Below are 19,982 nucleotides of genomic sequence, written 5' to 3'. Positions count from 1 at the left end.
ACAGCTAATTTGCCGCCGGGATCAGGCGACAATCTGCTCCATCGCTTGCAGGATACGTTTATCCGAAATCGGATACGGCGTACCCAACTGTTGAGCAAAGAAGCTCACGCGCAGCTCTTCAATCATCCAGCGGATTTCCTTCACATCATCATCTTCACGACGCGATGGTGGCAGCTTGTTCAACCACTGTTGCCAGGCCTGCTGGACGCTATCCACTTTCAGCATCTGCGCGCGGTCGCGGTGCGGGTCAACGGCCATTTTTTCCAGACGTTTTTCAATCGCCTGCAAATAACGCAGCGTATCGCCCAAGCGACGGAAACCGTTGCCGGTAACGAAGCCACGGTATACCAGGCCGTTCATCTGCGCCTTAATGTCCGACAGCCCCAGCGCCATGGTCATGTCCACGCGGCCTTTCAGACGTTTGTTGATGTTAAACACCGCCGTCAGAATTTGCTCAACCTGTTTGGCAATCTCCACCACCGTTTCATTGAGATTAGCGCGCACCTTTTCGTGCAGCGCAGCGAAGCCCGCTTCGCTCCACACCGGCCCGCCCGCCTCGTCGATCAGCTTGTCCACGCCGCAGGAGATACAGTCGTCAATCAGGTCAAGCACCTTGCCATACGGGTTGAAGTAGAGCCCCAGTTTTGCCTTGTTCGGCAGCTTCTCGTGCAGATACTTAATCGGCGACGGAATATTCAGCAACAGTAGACGGCGCAAGCCGCGCCACATTGCCTGCTGCTGTTCCAGTTGGTTATCAAACAGCTTGATGGCCACGCTGTCACGCTCGTCCACCAGCGCCGGCCAGGCTTTCACCTTGTAATTGCCGCGCTTCTGCTCATAGCGATCCGGAAGGTCACCAAAGCTCCAGATATGCAGCCCGTTTTGCTCGATACCGTCGTCGGCGACCGCCGATAGCGTCTCCTGTACTTTTCCCTTCAGCATATCTTTCAACGCCTGAAGTGAGCGTCCTTCCTGAAGCTTCTTGTTTTTATCGTCCACCACGCGGAAGCTGATTTTCAGGTGATCGGGCACCTGATCCCACTGCCAGGCTTCTCGGTCGACGGTAACGCCGGTCATCCGCCGCAGTTCACGCTCCAGCGAATCCAGCAGAGGCAGTTCCAGCGGCGTGGCGCGGCCTAAGAAGGCTTCGGCGTAGTTCGGCGCAGGCACAAAGTTACGGCGCACCGGTTTCGGCAGCGATTTAATCAGCGCGATAATCAGCTCACGGCGCAGCCCCGGGATCTGCCACTCAAAACCGGCCTCTTCCACCTGGTTTAACAGCGGCAGCGGAATGTGCACCGTTACGCCATCGGCATCGGCTCCCGGCTCGAACTGATAGGTAAGACGCAGCTTCAGGTTGCCCTGATGCCAGAAGTTCGGGTAGTCCAGCTTGCTGACCTGCTCCGCCCCTTCTTTAATCAGCATGCTCTTTTCGAAATTGAGCAGATCCGGCGTTTCACGGCTCGCCTGCTTCCACCACTTATCAAAATGGCGCGCGGAAATCACTTCGTGGCTGATGCGCTGGTCGTAGAACTCAAACATCGTCTCGTCATCCACCAGGATATCACGGCGACGTGATTTATTTTCCAGCTCTTCAATTTCAGCGCGCAGCTTGAGGTTGTCGCGGAAGAAGGCGTGACGCGTCTGCCAGTCGCCTTCCACCAGCGCGTGGCGGATAAACAGCTCGCGGCACAGCGCCGGGTCAATCTGGCTGTAGTTAACCTTACGCGCGGCCACAATGGGCAGGCCGTAGACGGTGACTTTCTCGGTCGCCATCACCGCGCCCTGCGCCCGTTCCCAGTGCGGTTCACTGTAGGAACGTTTGATCAGATGCTGCGCCACCGGCTCTACCCATTCCGGGTCGATACGCGCGGCAATGCGCCCCCACAGGCGGCTGGTTTCGACCAGTTCGGCAACCATCGTCCATTTAGGCGGCTTCTTAAACAGCCCTGAGCCCGGGAAGATGGAGAAGCGCGCGTTACGCGCACCGGTAAATTCCTGCTTGTCGGTATCTTTCATCCCGATGTGCGACAGCAGACCGGTCAGCAGTGAAATATGAATTTCACGGTACTCCGCCGGTTCGCTGTTTACCGGAATACCCAGTTCTTTCACCACCTGGCGAAGCTGGGTGTAGATGTCCTGCCACTCACGCACGCGTAGGTAGTTAAGGAAATCGAGCTTGCACTGGCGGCGGAACTGGTTTGACGATAGCGCTTTTTGCTGCTCGCCGAGGTAGTTCCATAGGTTCACAAAGGCCATAAAATCTGACTCTTTGTCGTGGAAGCGGCGATGCTTTTCATCGGACGCCTGCTGTTTGTCCATCGGACGTTCACGCGGGTCCTGGATAGAGAGCGCCGACGTGATAATCATTGCTTCACGCACGCAGCCGTGTTTCTGCGCTTCCAGCACCATGCGCGCCAGACGCGGGTCGACCGGCAACTGGCTGAGCTGGCGGCCCTGTGGCGTCAGCTTGTAGGCCGTTGCCTGTTCATCGGTGGTGATAGCGCCCAGCTCTTCGAGCAGGCGCACGCCGTCCTGAATATTGCGTTTATCCGGCGCTTCGACGAATGGGAACGCGGCGATGTCGCCCAAACCCAGCGCGGTCATTTGCAGAATAACGGACGCCAGGTTGGTACGCAGGATTTCCGGGTCGGTAAACTCCGGGCGCGACAGGAAGTCATCTTCGGAATACAGACGAATACAGATACCTTCCGATACGCGACCACAGCGGCCTTTACGCTGGTTCGCGGAAGCCTGAGAAACCGGCTCGATCGGCAGACGCTGCACTTTGGTGCGATAGCTATAGCGGCTGATACGCGCCGTGCCTGGGTCAATCACATACTTGATGCCCGGTACCGTCAGCGAGGTTTCTGCCACGTTGGTGGCGAGCACGATGCGCCGTCCGCTGTGCGACTGGAAGACGCGGTTCTGCTCGCTGTTCGATAAGCGGGCGTAGAGCGGCAGGATCTCGGTATGGCGCAGGTCGCGTTTGCTTAGCGCATCGGCGGTATCGCGGATTTCTCGCTCACCGCTCATAAAGATTAAGATATCGCCCGGCCCTTCCTGCCCCAATTCATCGACGGCATCGAAAATCGCCTGTAGCTGGTCACGCTCGGTGTCGTCCGCATCTTCAACAATCGGACGGTAACGCACATCAACCGGATAGGTGCGGCCGGACACTTCGATAATCGGCGCATTATTAAAGTGGCGCGAGAAACGTTCCGGGTCGATGGTCGCCGAGGTGATGATCACCTTGAGATCCGGGCGACGCGGCAGCAGTTCTTTCAGGTAGCCGAGCAGGAAGTCGATGTTGAGGCTACGTTCGTGCGCTTCATCGATAATGATGGTGTCGTACTGCATCAGCAGGCGGTCCTGCTGGATTTCCGCCAGCAGAATACCGTCGGTCATCAACTTGACCATGGTGTTGTCGCTGACGTGATCGCTAAAGCGAACCTTGTAGCCAATGCAGCCGCCCGGCTCGGTTTTCAGCTCTTCAGCAATACGGTTAGCCACGGTGCGCGCCGCCAGACGACGCGGCTGGGTATGGCCAATCAGCCCTTTTATGCCGCGCCCCAATTCCATGCAGATTTTCGGCAACTGGGTGGTTTTACCCGACCCGGTTTCCCCGGCGACGATCACCACCTGGTGGTCACGCACGGCGTTGAGGATGTCTTGTTTCTTCTGGCTAACCGGCAGGTTTTCCGGGTACTCAATCACCGGACGCGCCGCTTCACGCAGCACAACCTTACCGGCTGCCTGTTCAATTTCCTGCGCCATCTCCTGGTAAATGGCCTGTTGTGCTTCAGGATTTTTAACCTTCTTAACGCCGTGTAATCGGCGGGCAAAGCGCTGTTTATCCCGCAGAGTCAGCGCGTCAAGGCGCTGACTGAGCATCGCAAAGGTGATTTTTTGTTGTTCTGTCATAGTCTTATTGGGCAGCGCACTGCCGGGAAAAGCTCTCATAAAGAATCGTCATAGCATACCACACTTGCGCATTTCGAGCCTTGTTCAAAAAAACTGAATATAGGATTCGATATATTGCGCTATCTCTGTGGCAGGATTGTGAATAAAGTGTCAGCAAGCAACAGGGCATCGCCCGTCAATCAAATATAAGGAATTACCTATGAGCAAAGTATTAGTTCTGAAATCCAGCATCCTGGCAGGCTACTCTCAATCAGGTCAGCTGTCCGACTATTTTGTTGAACAGTGGCGTGAAAAGCACTCCGCTGACGAAATCACCGTCCGCGATCTGGCTGCCAATCCAATCCCGGTGCTGGATGGCGAACTGGTCGGCGCGCTGCGCCCAAGCGATTCCCCACTGACCCCACGTCAGCAGGAAGCGCTGAAGCTCTCTGACGAGCTGATTGCTGAACTGCAAGCCCACGACGTCATTGTTATCGCCGCGCCGATGTATAACTTCAACATCCCAACGCAGCTGAAAAACTACTTCGACCTGATTGCCCGCGCTGGCGTAACCTTCCGTTACACCGAAAAAGGTCCAGAAGGTCTGGTCACCGGTAAACGCGCTATCGTCCTGAGCAGCCGCGGCGGCATCCATAAAGATAGCCCAACTGACCTTATCACCCCATACCTGAACGTGTTCCTGGGCTTCATCGGGATCACCGACGTGAACGTGGTCTTCGCCGAAGGTATCGCTTACGGTCCAGAAGTGGCCACCAAAGCGACCTCTGATGCAAAAGCCGCGATCGACAGCCTGGTAGCGTAATCGCCCTCAGCAATACAAAAACCCTGCTCATAAGCAGGGTTTTTGTTTTTTGTAGCCCGGCCAAGCGCAGCGCCGCCGGGACTGGCTCCGAGCCCCCCAGAGTCGCCGTACCGCCTCGTCTGGGCTACTTTTTGTCGAAGCGTAAATATCCCGCTATGCCACCGCCGCCATCTTTCGGATGGTGAATACCGTCATGAACTTCCACGCAGGCAAAATCAAACGGCGAAACGCCCTCGAGACAGGCAACGTTAATCCCGTATTGCTGAGGATTCGAGCGCCGCTGATGGAAGGTATAAATCCCGCACACCGAACAGAAAAAATGAACGGCTTCGCCAGTATTAAAGCGATACTCCGTCAATTTATCCCGCCCGCGTAGAATCTCGATGCCGGACAACGGCGCAGAAACCGCAACCGCACCGCGCATACGGCAGTAGGAGCAGTTGCAGCGGCGGGCGGTATTGAGTCCATCGCTAAGCACAACGGTGAAAGCCACCGCACCGCAGTGGCACTGGGCGGAACGTTTGTCGCTCATTAAGCCTCCCGTTATGCGCGAGCCGCAATGCCGTCGAGCGTCGCCAGCGCATCCTCAGGTAAGGTCAACTGACCCGCAGCCATATTCTCCTGCAGATGCGTGACTGAAGAAGTACCGGGGATCAGCAGAATATTGGGCGAACGGTGCAGCAGCCAGGCCAGCGCCACCTGCATCGGCGTGGCGTTCAGCGAACTGGCGACCTCATTCAGCGCGGAAGATTGCAGCGGTGAGAAACCGCCCAGCGGGAAGTAAGGCACATAGGCGATACCGTCGCGCGCCAGCGTATCAATCAGTTCATCATCGCGGCGGTGGGCAATGTTGTACTCATTTTGCACGCAGACAATATTGGCGATTTTGCGTGCCTCGGCCACCTGCGTTGGCGTAACGTTACTGACCCCAATATGCTTGATAAGCCCCTGCTGTTGCAGCTCGGCGAGTACGCTAACGCTGGCTTCAATAGAGCCTTCACACGGAGCATGACCGTCGCCAATCATCACACGCATATTCACCACATCCAGCGCATCAAGCCCGAGGTTGCGCAGGTTATCGTGCACCGCTTGCTTTAATTCCTCGGCGGAAAACGCCGGCAGCCAGCCGCCTTTATCATCACGACGGGCCCCAATTTTGGTCACGATCACCAGATCGTCGGCATAAGGATGCAGCGCTTCACGAATAATCTGGTTAGTGACGTGTGGGCCGTAGAAGTCGCTGGTGTCGATATGGTTGACGCCGAGCGCCAGCGCTTCGCGTAACACGGAGATGGCGGCATGTCGGTCTTTCGGTGGACCAAATACGCCTGGCCCCGCCAGCTGCATCGCCCCGTAACCGAGGCGATTCACAAATTGAGAACCAAGGGAAAACGTAGTGTAACGGGTCATAACGTCCTGCCTGTATCATCATGATGAATGTGACCGACAGTATAGGAACGGTTTTCCCGGTATGACTGTGCTTTTTATGCCATAAACGCAAAAAAATGCCGTTTACCGCGCTACCGACTCTCGGCGCTGATGCCGGTTCATCAGCCAGAACACCGCCACGCCCGCCAGCACAATACCCGGCGCGGAAGCGGCCATGACACCGACGGTGCCCGTACCCAACGCGAGCATTTTACCCGCCAGCAGCGGTCCGCTCATCGCCCCCAGACGCCCTACCGCAACGGCAGTACCGACACCGGTGGCGCGGATTTCGGTGCGATAGAACAATGGTGCCAGCGCATACAGCACGCTCTGCCCGCCGGTCGCGAACATTCCGGCAACGAATCCGGCGGCAATCATGGCGCTGAAAGAGCTCGCGGCCCCCAATGAAATCAACGACGCCAGCATGCCGCAATAAATCAGCAATGACATTTTGAGAGGGCTGAGTTTGTCCATCAGCGCCCCCAACATCAGGGTGCCCAAAGCGGCGCCGATTTGCAGCGCAAACATGACGCCAGAAGCCTGTGGACGGCTAAAGCCCTGATCGACCAATAGCATGGGCAGCCAGTTGATCAACATGTAGACCACCAGCATCGTAAAGAAATAGCACAGCCATAAGAGCAGCGTGGCGGAAGAGGTACCGGTAGCAAAGATAGCCCGCAGCGGTGCGGGTGATTTCTGCTGCTGGCTGCTGAACGCCTGCGACTCCGGCAAACGGGACATTAATAGCGGAACCAACAGCAAAGGCACCACGCCGCCGACCCAAAAAATGGTCTGCCAGGCTTGCGTCAGGCCGCTAAACCCCATCGCCGCGGCCATTGCCGCACCAATCGGTACGCCGCAGTACATCAGGCTCACCGCCGTACCGCGAAAACGGGGGCCAGCGGCTTCAGACGTTAGGGCAATCAGGTTTGGCAGCGCCGCACCAAGCCCTGCACCCGTCATCAAACGAGCAAATACCAGCGAGTGAAAATCCCATGCCAGCGCGGTCACAATTGAAAACAGGCCAAACAGCACCATCGAACCAAGCAGGACTTTTTTGCGACCATAACGGTCGGCCAGCATTCCACCGCCAAGCGCGCCGGGCAAGAGCCCAAGGATTCCGGCGCTGAAAATCCAGCCCATCTGCATTTTATCCAGGCCAAACGCCTGGGCGATACCTACTGCCGCAATGCCCGCGGCCTGTAAATCCAGCCCTTCCATCAGGGCAACTAAAAAGCAAAGCCCGACGGTTAACATCAGGCGGGAGTTTTTCGGTACGGAGGACACGTTGGTGACATTCGACATAGTGCGACCTTCTTGTAGAGTGCAGATGAAAAGGCGGCCGATACCTGGTCGGCCGCATTATTTTCCTTTGCCAGTTGTCCGGGCGGTACATTGCCGACCGGATCGTTATCAGGCTTATGCTTTGGCTTTCAGATCCAACGCCACGTCAACGATCATATCTTCCTGACCGCCCACCATGCGGCGTTTGCCGAGTTCAACCAGAATATCGACCGCGCTGAGACCATAACGCGCGGCGGCAACTTCACTGTGGCGCAGGAAGCTGGAGTAGACACCCGCATAGCCCAGCGCCAGCGTTTCACGATCGACGCGTACTGGACGGTCCTGTAGCGGACGCACCAGTTCGTCTGCCGCAGCCATCAGCGAGTACAGGTCGGTGCCGTGGTTCCAGCCCTGTTTGTCTGCGGCGGCGATAAAGACCTCCAGCGGGGCGTTACCGGCACCCGCCCCCATTCCGGCCAGACTGGCATCGATGCGATCGCAGCCCTCTTCCACCGCCACCAGTGAGTTGGCAACGCCCAGACTCAGGTTGTGGTGCGCGTGCATCCCGGTCTGGGTGTCTGGGTTCAGCACCGCTTTCAGTGCGCGGAAGCGGTCACGGATATCATTCATGTTCATCGCACCACCCGAGTCCACCACATAGATGCAGGTTGCGCCGTAGCCTTCCATCAGCTTCGCCTGCTTCGCGAGGTTTTCCGGCGTGGTCATGTGGCTCATCATCAGAAAGCCAACGGTGTCCATCCCCAGCTCACGGGCATAGGCAATGTGCTGTGCGGAAACATCCGCTTCCGTACAATGTGTGGCCACGCGCACGACGCGCGCACCGGCCTGGTAGGCGTTTTTCAGGTCATGCAGCGTTCCGATGCCCGGAATCAACAGCGTGGCGATTTTGGCGTGCTGCACAACTTCCGCCGCTGCCGCAATCCATTCCACGTCGCTGTGCGCGCCAAAACCGTAGTTAAAGCTGGAGCCTTGCAGGCCGTCGCCGTGCGCCACTTCAATGGAATCCACCCGGGCGTCGTCCAGCGCTTTGGCAATCTGGCGGACGTTATCAAGGGAATACTGATGGCGGATCGCGTGCATTCCGTCACGTAAAGTCACATCAGAGATATAGAGTTTTTTACCGTTCATGCGACTTCTCCTGCCACGTTCACCCGCGTTTGGGCCATTTTTTCTGCGGTCGACATCGCCGCGGAAGTCATAATGTCGAGGTTGCCAGCATAGGCTGGCAGGTAGTGCGCCGCCCCCTCCACTTCCAGATAAACGGCCGTTTTCAGGCCGGAGAACTGACCGACGCCCGGAATATTGACCGGTTTATCCTGCGGAATGACTTCAAACTGGACTTTTTGCTTCAGGCGATAGCCCGGCACATACGCCTGTACCGCTGCGGCCATCTCTTCAATTGATACTTCAATCTCGGTTTGTGAAGCCGCTTCGCTCAGCACGTATACCGTGTCGCGCATCATCACCGGCGGCTCGGCCGGGTTCAGAATAATAATGGCTTTGCCTTTCGCCGCACCGCCCACTACTTCAATCGCCTGCGAGGTGGTTTCGGTGAATTCATCAATGTTGGCGCGCGTGCCGGGGCCAGCAGATTTACTGGAGATAGAGGCGATAATCTCCGCGTAGTGCACTTTTGCCACGCGAGAAACGGCGGCCACCATCGGAATCGTGGCCTGCCCGCCGCAGGTCACCATGTTGACGTTGCCCTGGGTCAGGTTTTTGTCGAGGTTTACCACCGGCACACAGTACGGGCCAATGGCCGCTGGCGTCAGGTCAATCAGACGGATGTCGGGCTTCGCCGCACGCAGCGCCGCGTCATTTTTCACATGCGCGCTCGCACTGGTGGCATCAAAGACGATGTCGATATCGGCAAACTCTTGCATCGCCATCAGCCCTTTCACCCCTTCGTGAGTGGTGGCAACGCCGAGGCGTTTGGCGCGGGCCAGACCATCGGAATTCGGGTCAATCCCCACCATCACCGACATTTCCAGATGTTTACCGTGACGAAGAATTTTTATCATCAGGTCGGTGCCGATATTGCCTGAACCGATGATGGCGACTTTACATTTACTCATGACTGACTTCCTTCTAGCGCTGAAAACGTCGCAGATACTGAACCGATACCTTCGATAACCGCGTCAAAACGGTCGCCAGGATTGATGGCAACCATCGGCCCCAGCGCACCGGTTAACACAATATCGCCCGCCCGTAAGGGCTCGCCCAGGCTCGCCATTTTGCGTGCCAGCCAGACTGCGGCGTTCAGCGGATGTCCTAAGCATTCACTGCCGCGGCCGCTGGAGACCTCTTCATGGTTACGGGTCATTTTCATGGCGCAGTTCTTGAGATCCAACGCCGCCGGGCGCTGCGCCGGGCCGCCGACCACGTACACGCCGCAGGAGGCGTTGTCGGCCACGGTATCAACAAACTTAATCGACCAATCGCGTACGCGACTTCCCACCACTTCCAGCGCCGGAACCACCCACTCAATCGCGCTGTACAGTTCATCAAACGTGGTGTCGGCATGCGGTAAGTCGCGGTTCAGTACCAGCGCAATCTCGGCCTCAATTTTCGGCTGCAGGACGCGGGAGAACGGAATGGTTTCGTTATCGCCATAGCACATGTCGGCAAACAGCGTGCCGAAGTCCGGCTGGTCGACGCCCAACTGCTGCCGCACTTTTGGGTGGGTTAATCCCACTTTGCGACCGACAACGCGGCGCCCCTGAGCCACAGCGTGCTCAACGTTAATGCGCTGGATGGCATACGCCGCCTCGGCGTTATCAAGGCCGATAACCTCGCGCAACGGCTCAATCGCCTGACCATTTTTCTCCGCCTCGCGCAGGTTCTGCGCCAGCGTTTCCAGAGAGTAATTCGACATTTCGGCTCCTTACGCGCGGTCGAGGAAATTCAGCACCAGTTGGTTGAACGCGTCGGCATGTTCCCACTGCGCCCAATGACCGCAGTCACGGTAGATATGCAGCTCAGAGCCGTTAATACCCGAGAGCAGTCGCAGACCCGCATCCATCGGCACAAAACGGTCGTTGCGGCCCCAGACCACCAGCGTCTGCGCTTTAATTTCGCCCAGACGTGGACCAAAATCAGGGAACTGCTTCGGATTCGCTTCCAGGCTTTTAACAAAGTTCTCAAGGTGATCGCGGCGCGACAGCATATTGTTGAGGCGTGCTTCAAATAGCGCTTCGGTCAGGTCGCTGGTGTCATAAACGAAAATGCTCATCATCTTTTTGAGGTTGTCGATATTGGGCTCGCGGTACAGGCCGTTCAGCAGTTTGATCCCTTCGGTTGGCATTGGGGTAAACAGGCTCATACCGCCGGTACCGCCGCCCATCAGCACCAGTTTGCCCACCCGTTCAGGCCAGGTCAGGGTGAACGCCACCGCCGAGTGGCCGCCCATTGAGTTACCCAACAGGTGGACTTTCTGAATATCTAACTGATCGACTACGCTTTTCAGAATGCGGGCGTTCAAATCAGAGCGAGAACCGGTATTGACGATCGAATCGCTTTTCCCCCAGCCCGGGCAGTCAAGCAGCAGTACGCGGTAGCCCGCCTCCACTAACGGGTCGATATTGCGGCTGAAGTTCGCCCAGCCGGTCGCACCTGGGCCGGAGCCGTGCAGCAGCACAACCGTTTCATCGCCCTGCCCGCAGTCGTTATAGTGGATACGCAGCATCTGCCCGGCTTCTTCAACGTTGAGATAACGGCTGGTTGCCGCTTCGGTTTGTGGTTGATAGGTCATTATTCTCTCCTGCTTAATCAATTCGTTGTCGTGGCGCTCAGGGAGCCAAAGCCGGCGATCCACTCAGGGATCGGGCGGTAATAGCGGCCTTCGCTGCGGTATTTACCCATCGCGGAAAGCGTGGCGAACGCGGCGGCCCAGGTTTTGACTTCGTGGGTCGATTTCCCGGCGATGGCGGAAAGTTCTTCGTTGCTGATAGCGTCCAGCTCGGCCAGGCGGCCCTGTTCCAGTAACGTCATAAACTGGTTGTCCCAGATAGGGTTCAGCGGGTGCAGCGTTTTCTGGTCTTCGACAAAGCGTTCGGCCGCTTCAATCACTCGACGCTGGCGCAGTTCGCGCTCTTCAGGCGGGAGTTGCTTACCGCTGCCCAGCAGGCGATCGCGCATATGCGCGTCCACTTTCGCCAGTTCCGGCACCGGCGGCTGATGCGATAAACCGCCGGAGCCTAAAATCAGCACGCGTTTGTTGAGGGTGGACAGAAAACGGCCCATAGCTTCACCCAGCATGCGGGTGCGCTGGAACCCCGGCAGCGGCGTCGCGACGCCGTTGATAAACACCGGTAATACCGGGACGTTATCGAGCCCACCCAACAGCAGCTCCAGCGGTTGAGCAAAGCCGTGATCCACCTGCATGCAGTAGGAAACGGCCAGATCGATGCCGCTTTTCATGACCGAGTGCGCGCAGGCTTCCGCGAGTTCAGTCGGTACCGGTAGTACCCCAGCAGCGCTGGAGAAATCCCCGATGGACGTCGCACCAATGCCTAAACAGAACGGTGGCATCACGTCGTAGAAAAAGCCGTTGTAGTGGTCAGGGGCGTACAACACCACCAGTTCAGGGGCAAACGCGGCAATGCGCGCGCGGGCCTCGGCGATGACGCCGTTCACTTCATCCAGCACCTCCTGCGCCGGGTCGACATAGCCCACCAGCGGCGTGTGGGAGAGACAGTGGAGATAAGCATTCATCTCAGGCCACCTTTTCAACGTTAAGATCGGAAGCTGCACTCGTTAACGCCATCACGTCAGCAAGCTTGTTCAGGGTTTTGCTCAAGGTTTGCGGGATAGCGAGAGCGGCGACGAAACGGTCCGGGCGCACCACAGCAATCGAGGCATCCTCGGCGGCAAACCAGGTTTTGAGGCGGTTCTGGGTATCGCCAAGGCGGATGACGCCGTCAACATTGTCCTGCGGCGTACGAATCTGGACGTCCGGCACGACCTGAATAAAGCAGGTGCCCAGCGCGCGCCACTGCGCAATTTGACTCTCGCTCATGCCCCACAGCGGGTTACAGCCCCAGGCAATCACAGCAAACTTCGCGCCAATCACATCATCCAGCAGCACTACTTCGCCGTTTTCACGGGTCACTTTGGGCTGTATAAACATTTTGCCGACCGGGGACCGTTTCGCCGTACCGTTCATCAACAGCGCGCCTTCGCGGTACTGCGGCATCGGTTTAAAGCGCATTTCCAGGAAGTAGCGTTTCACCGGCGGGATATAGTTGAGTAACCAGGAGAGACCATCACGGACCGTGCCATGCCAGCGTTTGGCGGGAGCCAGCACGTTACCGGCGGTGACGGAGAGATCGATCATCGCTTTGGCATGGTCGCGGCGTTCCTGCTGATAGGTATCGAGTAATGAATCACCGGCTTTGCCCTTCACGACCATCGCCAGCTTCCATGCCAGGTTGAAAGCGTCGCGCATGCCGCTGTTGTAGCCCTGGCCTTGCCAGACCGGCATGATATGCGCGGCATCGCCCGCCAGCAGTACACGATCAATGCGGAAACGTTCGGCAATGCGCGCGTTATGGGTATAAACACGCTGGCGGATAAGTTCAACGTTGTCAGGGTCTGGCAGTACCTGGCTCAGAAGACGACGCATATTGTCCGGCTCGCTCAATTGAGCTTCGGTTTCGCCTGGCATCACCATAAATTCAAAGCGACGAACGCCGTGCGGTAATGCCGCTGAGACATACGGGCGCACCGGGTCGCAGCATAAATAGATATGCGGGGTTGCCAGCGGATCGTTGGCAATATCAATAACAATCCACTGATTAGGCGCGGTTTTGCCTTCGAACGGCACATTCAGGGTACGGCGAATGACGCTCGCCCCGCCGTCACATGCCACCAGCCAGTCAGCCTGTACCGTTTCACGTTCCCCGTCCGGCCCCTTCAGATTAATCGTGACAGTGTCACTATTTTGATTGAAGGCCTCTAGCTCACGGGAAAACAGACAGCGGACGTTCGGGAAACGGCTTAACCCCTGGTACATCACCTCATCCACCTGCGGCTGGATAAAGGCGTTGCGGCGAGACCATCCGAACTCGTCGGTCATCGGTTGAATATCAGCAAAGCAGCGGCCTTTCGGGGTCAGGAAACGCATCGCGTGCCAGGGGGTTGTGTGTGGCAGCACTTTGTCGACCAGGCCAACCGACTGCATGGTGCGCAGCGCTTCATCGTCGATACCAATGGCACGCGGATAATCAATTAATTTATCCAGCTTCTCGACCACCAGCACGTCAATGCCCATCTGCCCCAGATAGTTCGCCAGCATCAGTCCCACTGGGCCCGCGCCAGCGATAGCGACCTGAACACGGTGCTGAACAGCAGGTTGAATATCCGGATTTGACGTTGTCATCTTAAATACCTCACGGCTCGAACCAGGCAATGCAGAACGATCTCACTCCGCGTTGCCTGTTAATTTAATGTGAAATTATTTTTGTAATGAGCGGAGTATATGTCCGACAAACTGGGCTACAATCAAAACAAGCCGAAATGTGCACCGGGTGCACACCGTTGTTTTAGATATAGAAAAAGCGGATAAAATGAAAAATAGCGATGCAACTGATTACAAAACGGTGCGGGGGTTAACGCGCGGGCTATTGTTACTAAATTTGTTAAATAAATTCGACGGAGGCGCGTCAATCGCGGCGCTCGCTGAGTTTAGCGGCCTGCATCGCACCACCGTCAGAAGGCTGCTGGAGACGCTTCAGGAAGAAGGTTATGTCAGGCGAAGTCTGTCAGATGATAGTTTCCGCCTGACCATCAACGTCAGGCAGTTAAGTGAGGGATTTCGTGACGAACATTGGATTTCTGCGCTGGCAACACCGCTGCTTGGAGAATTATTGCGCGAGGTCATTTGGCCGACGGATTTAACCACTCTCGACGTTGATGCTATGGTCGTTCGCGAAACGACCCACCGTTTTAGCCGCCTCTCTTTTCACCGAGCCATGGTCGGCCGCCGTTTACCGCTACTCTTGACGGCTTCGGGTCTGACCTGGCTGGCGTTCTCTCCCGAACAGGAGCGGCAGCCGATTGTTGAGATGCTGGCGGCACGTCCCGAAGCGGAATACCAACTGGCGCGTGAACCAGAAAAGCTGCATGCCATTCTTGAGCGGACGCGCAAGAACGGCTATGGCGAAAATTTCCAGGGCTGGCAAATGGAGCAAAAAATTGCCTCTATCGCCGTTCCCGTGCGCAGCCAGGAGAGAGTGATTGGTTGCCTGAATCTGGTTTATATTGCGAAAGCCATGACCATAGAACAGGCAGCGGAAAAACACCTGGCCGCGCTACTGCGCGTCACGCGACAAATTGAAGAGCGGATGTCGGAAGAAGACATCGTCTACGAACATCTTTAGCTCAGGGCTCGTAACCAGGATGCATAGTGCCCAGGCCATTCAACGGTTGCGGTTCCCGGCTTCCCCATCGCAAAACCATGTCCACCGGTTGGATAACGGAACATCGTGACCGGCACCTGATCGTGCAGGCAGGCCGCTTGCATGATTAGCGTATTGTGAGGGTCAGACACCGGATCGTCTTCAGCCTGCACCAGGAACATCGGCGGTGTTTCTGGCGTAACATAGCGCTGAACTGACCACGCAGCGTTGGCCGCCTGTGAAGCCTCTCTTCCGAGCAGAATTTTATGCGTCGCAGTATGAGTGTACGGTTTTTCAAGCGTGATGATGGGGTAAATGAGCGCCGCACCGTCCATGGTTGCGGGATGCTTATCCAGTGCGTCTACCGCGGGATAGCTTTGGTAGTCTGGTCGCGTCGCCGCCATGCCAAGCAGATGCCCACCGGCTGAAAAGCCCAGAGCGCTTACCCGCCTTTCGCGCTGTGCCACGATCCGCAGCGCCCGTTGCGCGTCCTGCAGCGCGACCAGATTGCCATCATTCCAGCCTTCACCGGGCAAGCGATAGCTCAGCAGGTACGCGGTATAACCGCGGTTTACCAGCCACAGAGCGGCGGGCCAGCCTTCCATCGCCATCTCAATTCGCTGATAACCGCCTCCTGGCGCAATCAGCACGCCACGGCCGTTAGGCGATGACGGCGTCAGTACGGTGAGCGACGGAACCGCTATCTGGCTTTGCGCCCCTTTCGCACTCACGTGCATTTTCCCCACGGGACCGCCGCCGCCAGGGGGAATCGCGGGCCATAGCGGGATCGTCTGCTGTTGATATGACGTGGCGTAGGCAAGCGTTGAACCATATCGCGCCGAGAACAGCGTGGCGGCAAAACCCAACAGAAAATGACGACGATGCATAGGCGCGTCTCAATACGTAGGTAAGGAATAGACAGTTAAGCAAAAAAGAAAGGATAGAGGATGAAGGATTTATGGCGAATTGTGACTTACCGAAGCTGTCTATCGCGAGATCGAGCAGAATTCCTAAAACAGGATAACTGGATAGGCAAACAGTACTCCTTGATTGCGACCCCTTACGGGCTGCTATAGGATTGCGGTAATCCCGAATCTCGGGAGAGGCGCAATGTTGCGGGGGCTTGATCCCCGGTGGCGATTGTTGCTGGAAAGAGAAAACCCCCGCACGTTGCTTGGTAAACCTGGCAACATAACGGGGGCTAACTTGACCTTCGACAAGTTGAGAATAGCCGCGTACGGTTGCCATTGCAACACAGGCGGTTATATGACGTTCAGGGAAGCGTTAGTGATTGCGGTTGTGACTTCGATTATCGGGCCGATTGTGGTCGCGTTAGTCTGTCATTTCTGCAATATCTAACCTGAAGTGGGCGTCATGTGTCGCTGCAATGGCAATATGCGCCCGAACCGGGCCACCGGAGTAAAAGCTGGTGGCTCTTTTCGTTAAGGGCTTGTTATGTTCGGCGTTATCCGCAGATATTTAGGGGTAATTTTCTCAGACGGTTTGCATTTCTATACGTTATATAATCAAATACACACCGTTTATCCCCTCCTTCATAATGAGTGACTCATGTCTACATTACAACGCTTCCTGCTCGGGCTGACGCTGGCTTGCGCGAGCCTGATGGCCGCAAACCCGGCGATGGCCGACCGTACCATCACCGATCAACTGGGTCGTCAGGTTACCCTTCCGGATACCGTGAACCGCGTCGTGGTTTTGCAGCACCAGACGCTGAATCTGCTGGTCCAGTTAAATGCCGCTGACGATATTGTCGGCGTACTCAGCAGTTGGAAAAAGCAGTTAGGCCCTGAATTTGCGCGCTTTATGCCCGGAATTGAAAAGCTGCCAATGCCGGGCGATCTGACGCAGGTCAACATCGAAAGTCTGCTCGCGCTGCATCCGCAGGTGGTCTTTGTCGCGAACTATGCGCCGGAAGCGATGATCCAGCAGATTACCAATGCTGGTATTCCGGTGGTAGCGGTGTCGCTGCGTGAAGACGCTGCCGGTGAAAAGAACAAGATGAACCCGACGATGGCGGATGAAGAACACGCCTATAACGAAGGGTTGAAACAGGGTATCCGCCTGATTGGTGAAGTGGTTAATCGCGAGGCCGACGCCAGCAAACTCATCGATTACACCTTTAACGCTCGCGCGAAATTTAACGCTCCGGTTGCCGCTATTCCACAGCAGGAAAAAGTTCGCGTCTACATGGCAAATCCGGATCTGAACACCTACGGTTCGGGTAAATATACCGGTCTGATGATGGAGCATGCGGGGGCGATGAACGTTGCCGCGGCAACGGTAAAAGGCGCACGCCAGGTGTCACTGGAGCAAGTGCTGCAGTGGAACCCGCAGGTTATCTTCGTCCAGGACCGCTACCCGGAAGTGGTGAAACAGATTACCACTGACCCACAGTGGCAAGGAATTGATGCCGTCAAAAACCATCGCGTCTGGTTGATGCCGGAATACGCCAAAGCATGGGGCTACCCGATGCCGGAAGCGCTGGCGATTGGCGAGTTGTGGATGGCGAAAAAACTCTATCCAGAACGCTATAAAAACGTTGATGTCGACGCACAGGCACAGGACTACTATCAACGTTTCTACCGCACTAATTGGCAGGCCAATGCACATCAGTAGTCACCCTAAAACGGTACAGGGTGGGCTAATGTTGCTCACCCTGGTGGTTGCCGTCGTTTCCCTCTGCTTTGGACAGTACGGTCTGTCGATTGGCGATGTGCTTAATCAGCTTGCGCATCCGCATCATGACGCCGATATTGCGCATCAGATTGTCTGGTCCGTCCGCCTGCCGCGCATACTAATGGCCCTGTTGGCCGGCGGTGCGCTCGGCCTGTGCGGCGCGACCCTGCAGGGCGTGTTTCAGAACCCCCTGGTCGACCCGCACATTATTGGCGTCACTTCCGGTTCCGCTTTTGGCGGCACGCTGGCGATTCTGCTCGGTTTCAGCATGCCGATGATGATGGGTTCCACCTTCTTCTTCGGCCTCCTCGCCCTAACGCTGGTCTATCTGCTTGCCGCGCTTCAGGGGAGAGAAAGCACGCTGGTGCTTATCCTCGCCGGGATCATTCTCAGCGGATTCTTCGCGGCGCTGGTCAGCCTGATGCAATACATGGCCGATACCGAAGAGGTGTTGCCCAATATCGTTTTCTGGCTGCTTGGCAGTTTTGCCACCGCCAATTGGACCAAAGTGCTGCTGCTCGTCATTCCCGTCGCCGTGGCGGCACTGGTGCTCTACAAGCTGCGCTGGCGCATTAACCTGCTGTCGCTTGATGACAAAGATGCGCGCGCGCTCGGCGTGCGTGTAACCGCGCTTCGTCGCGGCGTACTGCTATGCTGTGCGCTGCTGGTTGCCGCTCAGGTCGCGGTGAGCGGCAGCATTGCCTGGGTGGGTTTAGTCATTCCACATCTGGCCAGGATGCTGTCGGGCGCCGATCATTGTCGCCTGCTGCCCTGTGCGTTCTGGATGGGAGCGAGCTTTATGATTCTGGTTGACGATCTGGCGCGCACGCTCACCGCCGCTGAAATTCCGATTGGGATCATCACCGCACTGGTCGGCGCACCGCTCTTTACCGTGATGCTGGTACGCGCCAGCCGAAAAGGACTGCTCAAATGACCCCAACGCTTTCGCTTTCCCGGTTGGAATATGGGCATAAAACGCCGCTGTTTGCGCCGCTCAGCCTGCACTGTGAGCCGGGTGATATCTGGGCCATTTTAGGCGCTAACGGCCGTGGGAAAAGTACGCTGCTGGATACTATCACCGGCGTGTTGCCAACGCTCGGAGGCGATATCACCGTCACGGGTGGCGTGGGGATTGTGCCGCAGTCCTTTCGCCCGGCTTTTGCCTGGCGAGTACGCGAAGTGGTGTTGATGAGCCGTGCCCGGCATATCGCCCTCTTCGCGCAACCGCAGGAGGAAGATGAACAGCAGGTGATGGCGGCGCTAGCGCTGCTGAATATCACCACGCTTGCCGATGCGCTGTTCAGCAACCTGTCAGGTGGCCAACAGCAGCTGGTGATGATTGCTCGCGCGCTGGTCAGCGCCAGTCAGAATATTTTATTAGACGAGCCTTGTTCAGCGCTGGATCTGGGCAACCAACAAACGGTACTGCAGCTTATCAGCGACCTGGCACACGTGCAGTCACGCACGGTGATGTTTACCACCCACGACCCAACTCATGCGCTACAGGTCGCCAGCCATACGCTGCTGCTGTTGCCCGATAGTCAATGGCTGGCGGGCCCTACCGCAGAGGTGGTTTCAGAAGCCAACCTGCAGCGCGCGTATGGCGTTACGGTACGTAAGCTGCAGCTTGAAGATTATCCAGCCGCCGTCGTCACGCCGCTGTTTAGCCTTCGTCGCTAGCCAACATAAAGCCCGCATCACGCAGGCAGCGCTGCCCCTCTTCTGCGAGGATAAACTGGTAGAACTGCTGCGCGGCCGGGCTTTCCTCTAACATCGCCATGTAATAGTCACAGCGAATATTCCACGGTTCCGGGATGGCCACGCTGCGCACATCTTCCTGCTCACCCATCGCCGTGGCGTAATGTGCATAGCCGATAAACAGGTCCGCCTTCCCTTCACGAATCAGCCAGCTGCTTGCCATTTCGCCCGCAGGTACCGTCAGCGAATCGCGTCCGCCAACCAGTGGCATCGCACGCTCCTTGAGGGATTCGCCAAGGCCGGGAAAACCGGCTTCAAGTTGCTCAAACAGTTGCCAGGTATAGTCGCCTGAAGGGTCGCAAAGCGGCGTCGACGTGCCCAGACGCAGCGTACTGTCGCTTAACAGCTCTAGCCAGGTTTTAGCCGCCGTTTGCGGGGAGTGTCTGACCGTCAAAATTAAACGGTTACGCGCGAAAATCCGCAGGCCATGCGCCAATCCCGCATCGCACAGAGCTTTAGGATGGTGGTGGTTAGCGGAAGCGAATAGCGAGCACGCCTCGCCCTTCTCTATGCGCTCGCGCAGCAGCCCCGCCGGGCCAAAAACAATCTCAACCGGGGTCCCGGTTTTGGCCATGAACTGTGACTGGAGAGGAATAAAGGCGCGGCGAAGGCTGCCTGCCGCCAGCAGCGTGAGCGTGGAGTTCATATAGGATACGCAAAAGTCCGGATAA

General features: G+C 56.9%; 17 protein-coding genes. 5 read left to right on the top strand and 12 right to left on the bottom strand.

Translation table 11 applies throughout. The annotated features are described in order from the left end of the window. Positions 1–21: 21 nt before the first annotated feature. Positions 22–3,924, bottom strand: coding sequence for an ATP-dependent RNA helicase HrpA (hrpA, locus tag MY052_RS10855; RefSeq protein ID WP_248538793.1), 3,903 nt, complete (start codon positions 3,922–3,924; stop codon positions 22–24). Between the two features lie 199 nt (positions 3,925–4,123). Between hrpA and azoR the strand changes: the two genes are divergently transcribed. Further along, the gene (gene azoR, locus MY052_RS10850; RefSeq protein WP_035893172.1) at positions 4,124–4,726 is read left to right on the top strand and encodes an FMN-dependent NADH-azoreductase; all 603 of its coding nucleotides are present in this window, start codon (positions 4,124–4,126) and stop codon (positions 4,724–4,726) included. Between the two features lie 124 nt (positions 4,727–4,850). Here azoR and MY052_RS10845 read toward each other — a convergent pair whose 3' ends face one another. The 9 genes from MY052_RS10845 to MY052_RS10805 form a co-directional block, all read right to left on the bottom strand. Continuing rightward, positions 4,851–5,258: a GFA family protein gene (locus tag MY052_RS10845; RefSeq protein WP_248538792.1), complete on the bottom strand. Its 408-nt coding sequence runs from the start codon at positions 5,256–5,258 to the stop codon at positions 4,851–4,853. An 11-nt stretch (positions 5,259–5,269) separates the two neighbouring features. Then, complete coding sequence (locus tag MY052_RS10840) at positions 5,270–6,136, bottom strand: aldo/keto reductase family oxidoreductase (protein ID WP_035893168.1); 867 nt, start codon at positions 6,134–6,136, stop codon at positions 5,270–5,272. Between the two features lie 102 nt (positions 6,137–6,238). Beyond that, a complete protein-coding gene (gene mhpT, locus MY052_RS10835; RefSeq protein ID WP_248538791.1) occupies positions 6,239–7,459 on the bottom strand; it encodes a 3-(3-hydroxy-phenyl)propionate transporter MhpT in 1,221 nt (406 codons plus the stop codon). Positions 7,460–7,573: 114 nt separating this feature from the next. Further along, positions 7,574–8,587: a 4-hydroxy-2-oxovalerate aldolase gene (mhpE, locus tag MY052_RS10830; RefSeq protein WP_035893165.1), complete on the bottom strand. Its 1,014-nt coding sequence runs from the start codon at positions 8,585–8,587 to the stop codon at positions 7,574–7,576. Then, positions 8,584–9,534, bottom strand: coding sequence for an acetaldehyde dehydrogenase (mhpF, locus tag MY052_RS10825; RefSeq protein ID WP_248538790.1), 951 nt, complete (start codon positions 9,532–9,534; stop codon positions 8,584–8,586). The genes mhpE and mhpF overlap by 4 nt, the downstream gene beginning before the upstream one ends. Continuing rightward, the gene (mhpD, locus tag MY052_RS10820; RefSeq protein ID WP_248538789.1) at positions 9,531–10,334 is read right to left on the bottom strand and encodes a 2-keto-4-pentenoate hydratase; all 804 of its coding nucleotides are present in this window, start codon (positions 10,332–10,334) and stop codon (positions 9,531–9,533) included. The genes mhpF and mhpD overlap by 4 nt, the downstream gene beginning before the upstream one ends. 9 nt (positions 10,335–10,343) lie before the next feature. Beyond that, entirely contained in the window at positions 10,344–11,210 is an 867-nt protein-coding gene (gene mhpC / locus MY052_RS10815; RefSeq protein WP_248538788.1) for a 2-hydroxy-6-oxonona-2,4-dienedioate hydrolase, read from the bottom strand. Between the two features lie 17 nt (positions 11,211–11,227). Continuing rightward, entirely contained in the window at positions 11,228–12,172 is a 945-nt protein-coding gene (mhpB, locus tag MY052_RS10810) for a 2,3-dihydroxyphenylpropionate/2,3-dihydroxicinnamic acid 1,2-dioxygenase (RefSeq protein ID WP_248538787.1), read from the bottom strand. Position 12,173: 1 nt separating this feature from the next. Then, positions 12,174–13,838, bottom strand: coding sequence for a bifunctional 3-(3-hydroxy-phenyl)propionate/3-hydroxycinnamic acid hydroxylase (locus MY052_RS10805; protein ID WP_248538786.1), 1,665 nt, complete (start codon positions 13,836–13,838; stop codon positions 12,174–12,176). Positions 13,839–14,025: 187 nt separating this feature from the next. Here MY052_RS10805 and MY052_RS10800 point away from each other — a divergent pair, with 187 nt between their 5' ends. Continuing rightward, complete coding sequence (locus MY052_RS10800; protein ID WP_248538928.1) at positions 14,026–14,838, top strand: DNA-binding transcriptional regulator; 813 nt, start codon at positions 14,026–14,028, stop codon at positions 14,836–14,838. On the opposite strand, the gene MY052_RS10795 is transcribed toward MY052_RS10800, so the two are convergent. Then, positions 14,835–15,743, bottom strand: coding sequence for an alpha/beta hydrolase (locus tag MY052_RS10795; RefSeq protein ID WP_248538785.1), 909 nt, complete (start codon positions 15,741–15,743; stop codon positions 14,835–14,837). The genes MY052_RS10800 and MY052_RS10795 overlap by 4 nt on opposite strands. A gap of 682 nt (positions 15,744–16,425) precedes the next feature. On the opposite strand from MY052_RS10795, the gene MY052_RS10790 reads away from it, so the two are divergent. The 3 genes from MY052_RS10790 to MY052_RS10780 are packed head-to-tail and all read left to right on the top strand — an operon-like array spanning position 16,426 to position 19,233. Continuing rightward, complete coding sequence (locus MY052_RS10790; RefSeq protein ID WP_035896831.1) at positions 16,426–17,493, top strand: ABC transporter substrate-binding protein; 1,068 nt, start codon at positions 16,426–16,428, stop codon at positions 17,491–17,493. After that, positions 17,480–18,487 carry a FecCD family ABC transporter permease gene (locus MY052_RS10785; protein WP_248538784.1) on the top strand — a complete coding sequence of 336 codons (1,008 nt, stop codon included), beginning with the start codon at positions 17,480–17,482 and terminating at the stop codon, positions 18,485–18,487. Before MY052_RS10790 ends, MY052_RS10785 begins: the two co-directional genes overlap by 14 nt. Next, the gene (locus tag MY052_RS10780) at positions 18,484–19,233 is read left to right on the top strand and encodes an ABC transporter ATP-binding protein (protein WP_248538783.1); all 750 of its coding nucleotides are present in this window, start codon (positions 18,484–18,486) and stop codon (positions 19,231–19,233) included. Before MY052_RS10785 ends, MY052_RS10780 begins: the two co-directional genes overlap by 4 nt. Here MY052_RS10780 and MY052_RS10775 read toward each other — a convergent pair. After that, on the bottom strand, positions 19,217–19,957 hold the full coding sequence (locus MY052_RS10775) for a substrate-binding domain-containing protein (RefSeq protein WP_248538782.1): 741 nt from the start codon (positions 19,955–19,957) through the stop codon (positions 19,217–19,219). The two genes, MY052_RS10780 and MY052_RS10775, sit on opposite strands and share 17 nt — an antisense overlap. Between the last annotated feature and the right edge of the window lie 25 nt (positions 19,958–19,982).

The sequence above is a fragment of the Kluyvera ascorbata genome (assembly GCF_023195735.1).
GTDB lineage: Bacteria > Pseudomonadota > Gammaproteobacteria > Enterobacterales > Enterobacteriaceae > Kluyvera > Kluyvera ascorbata.
This window is presented reverse-complemented; position numbering and strand designations above follow the sequence as displayed.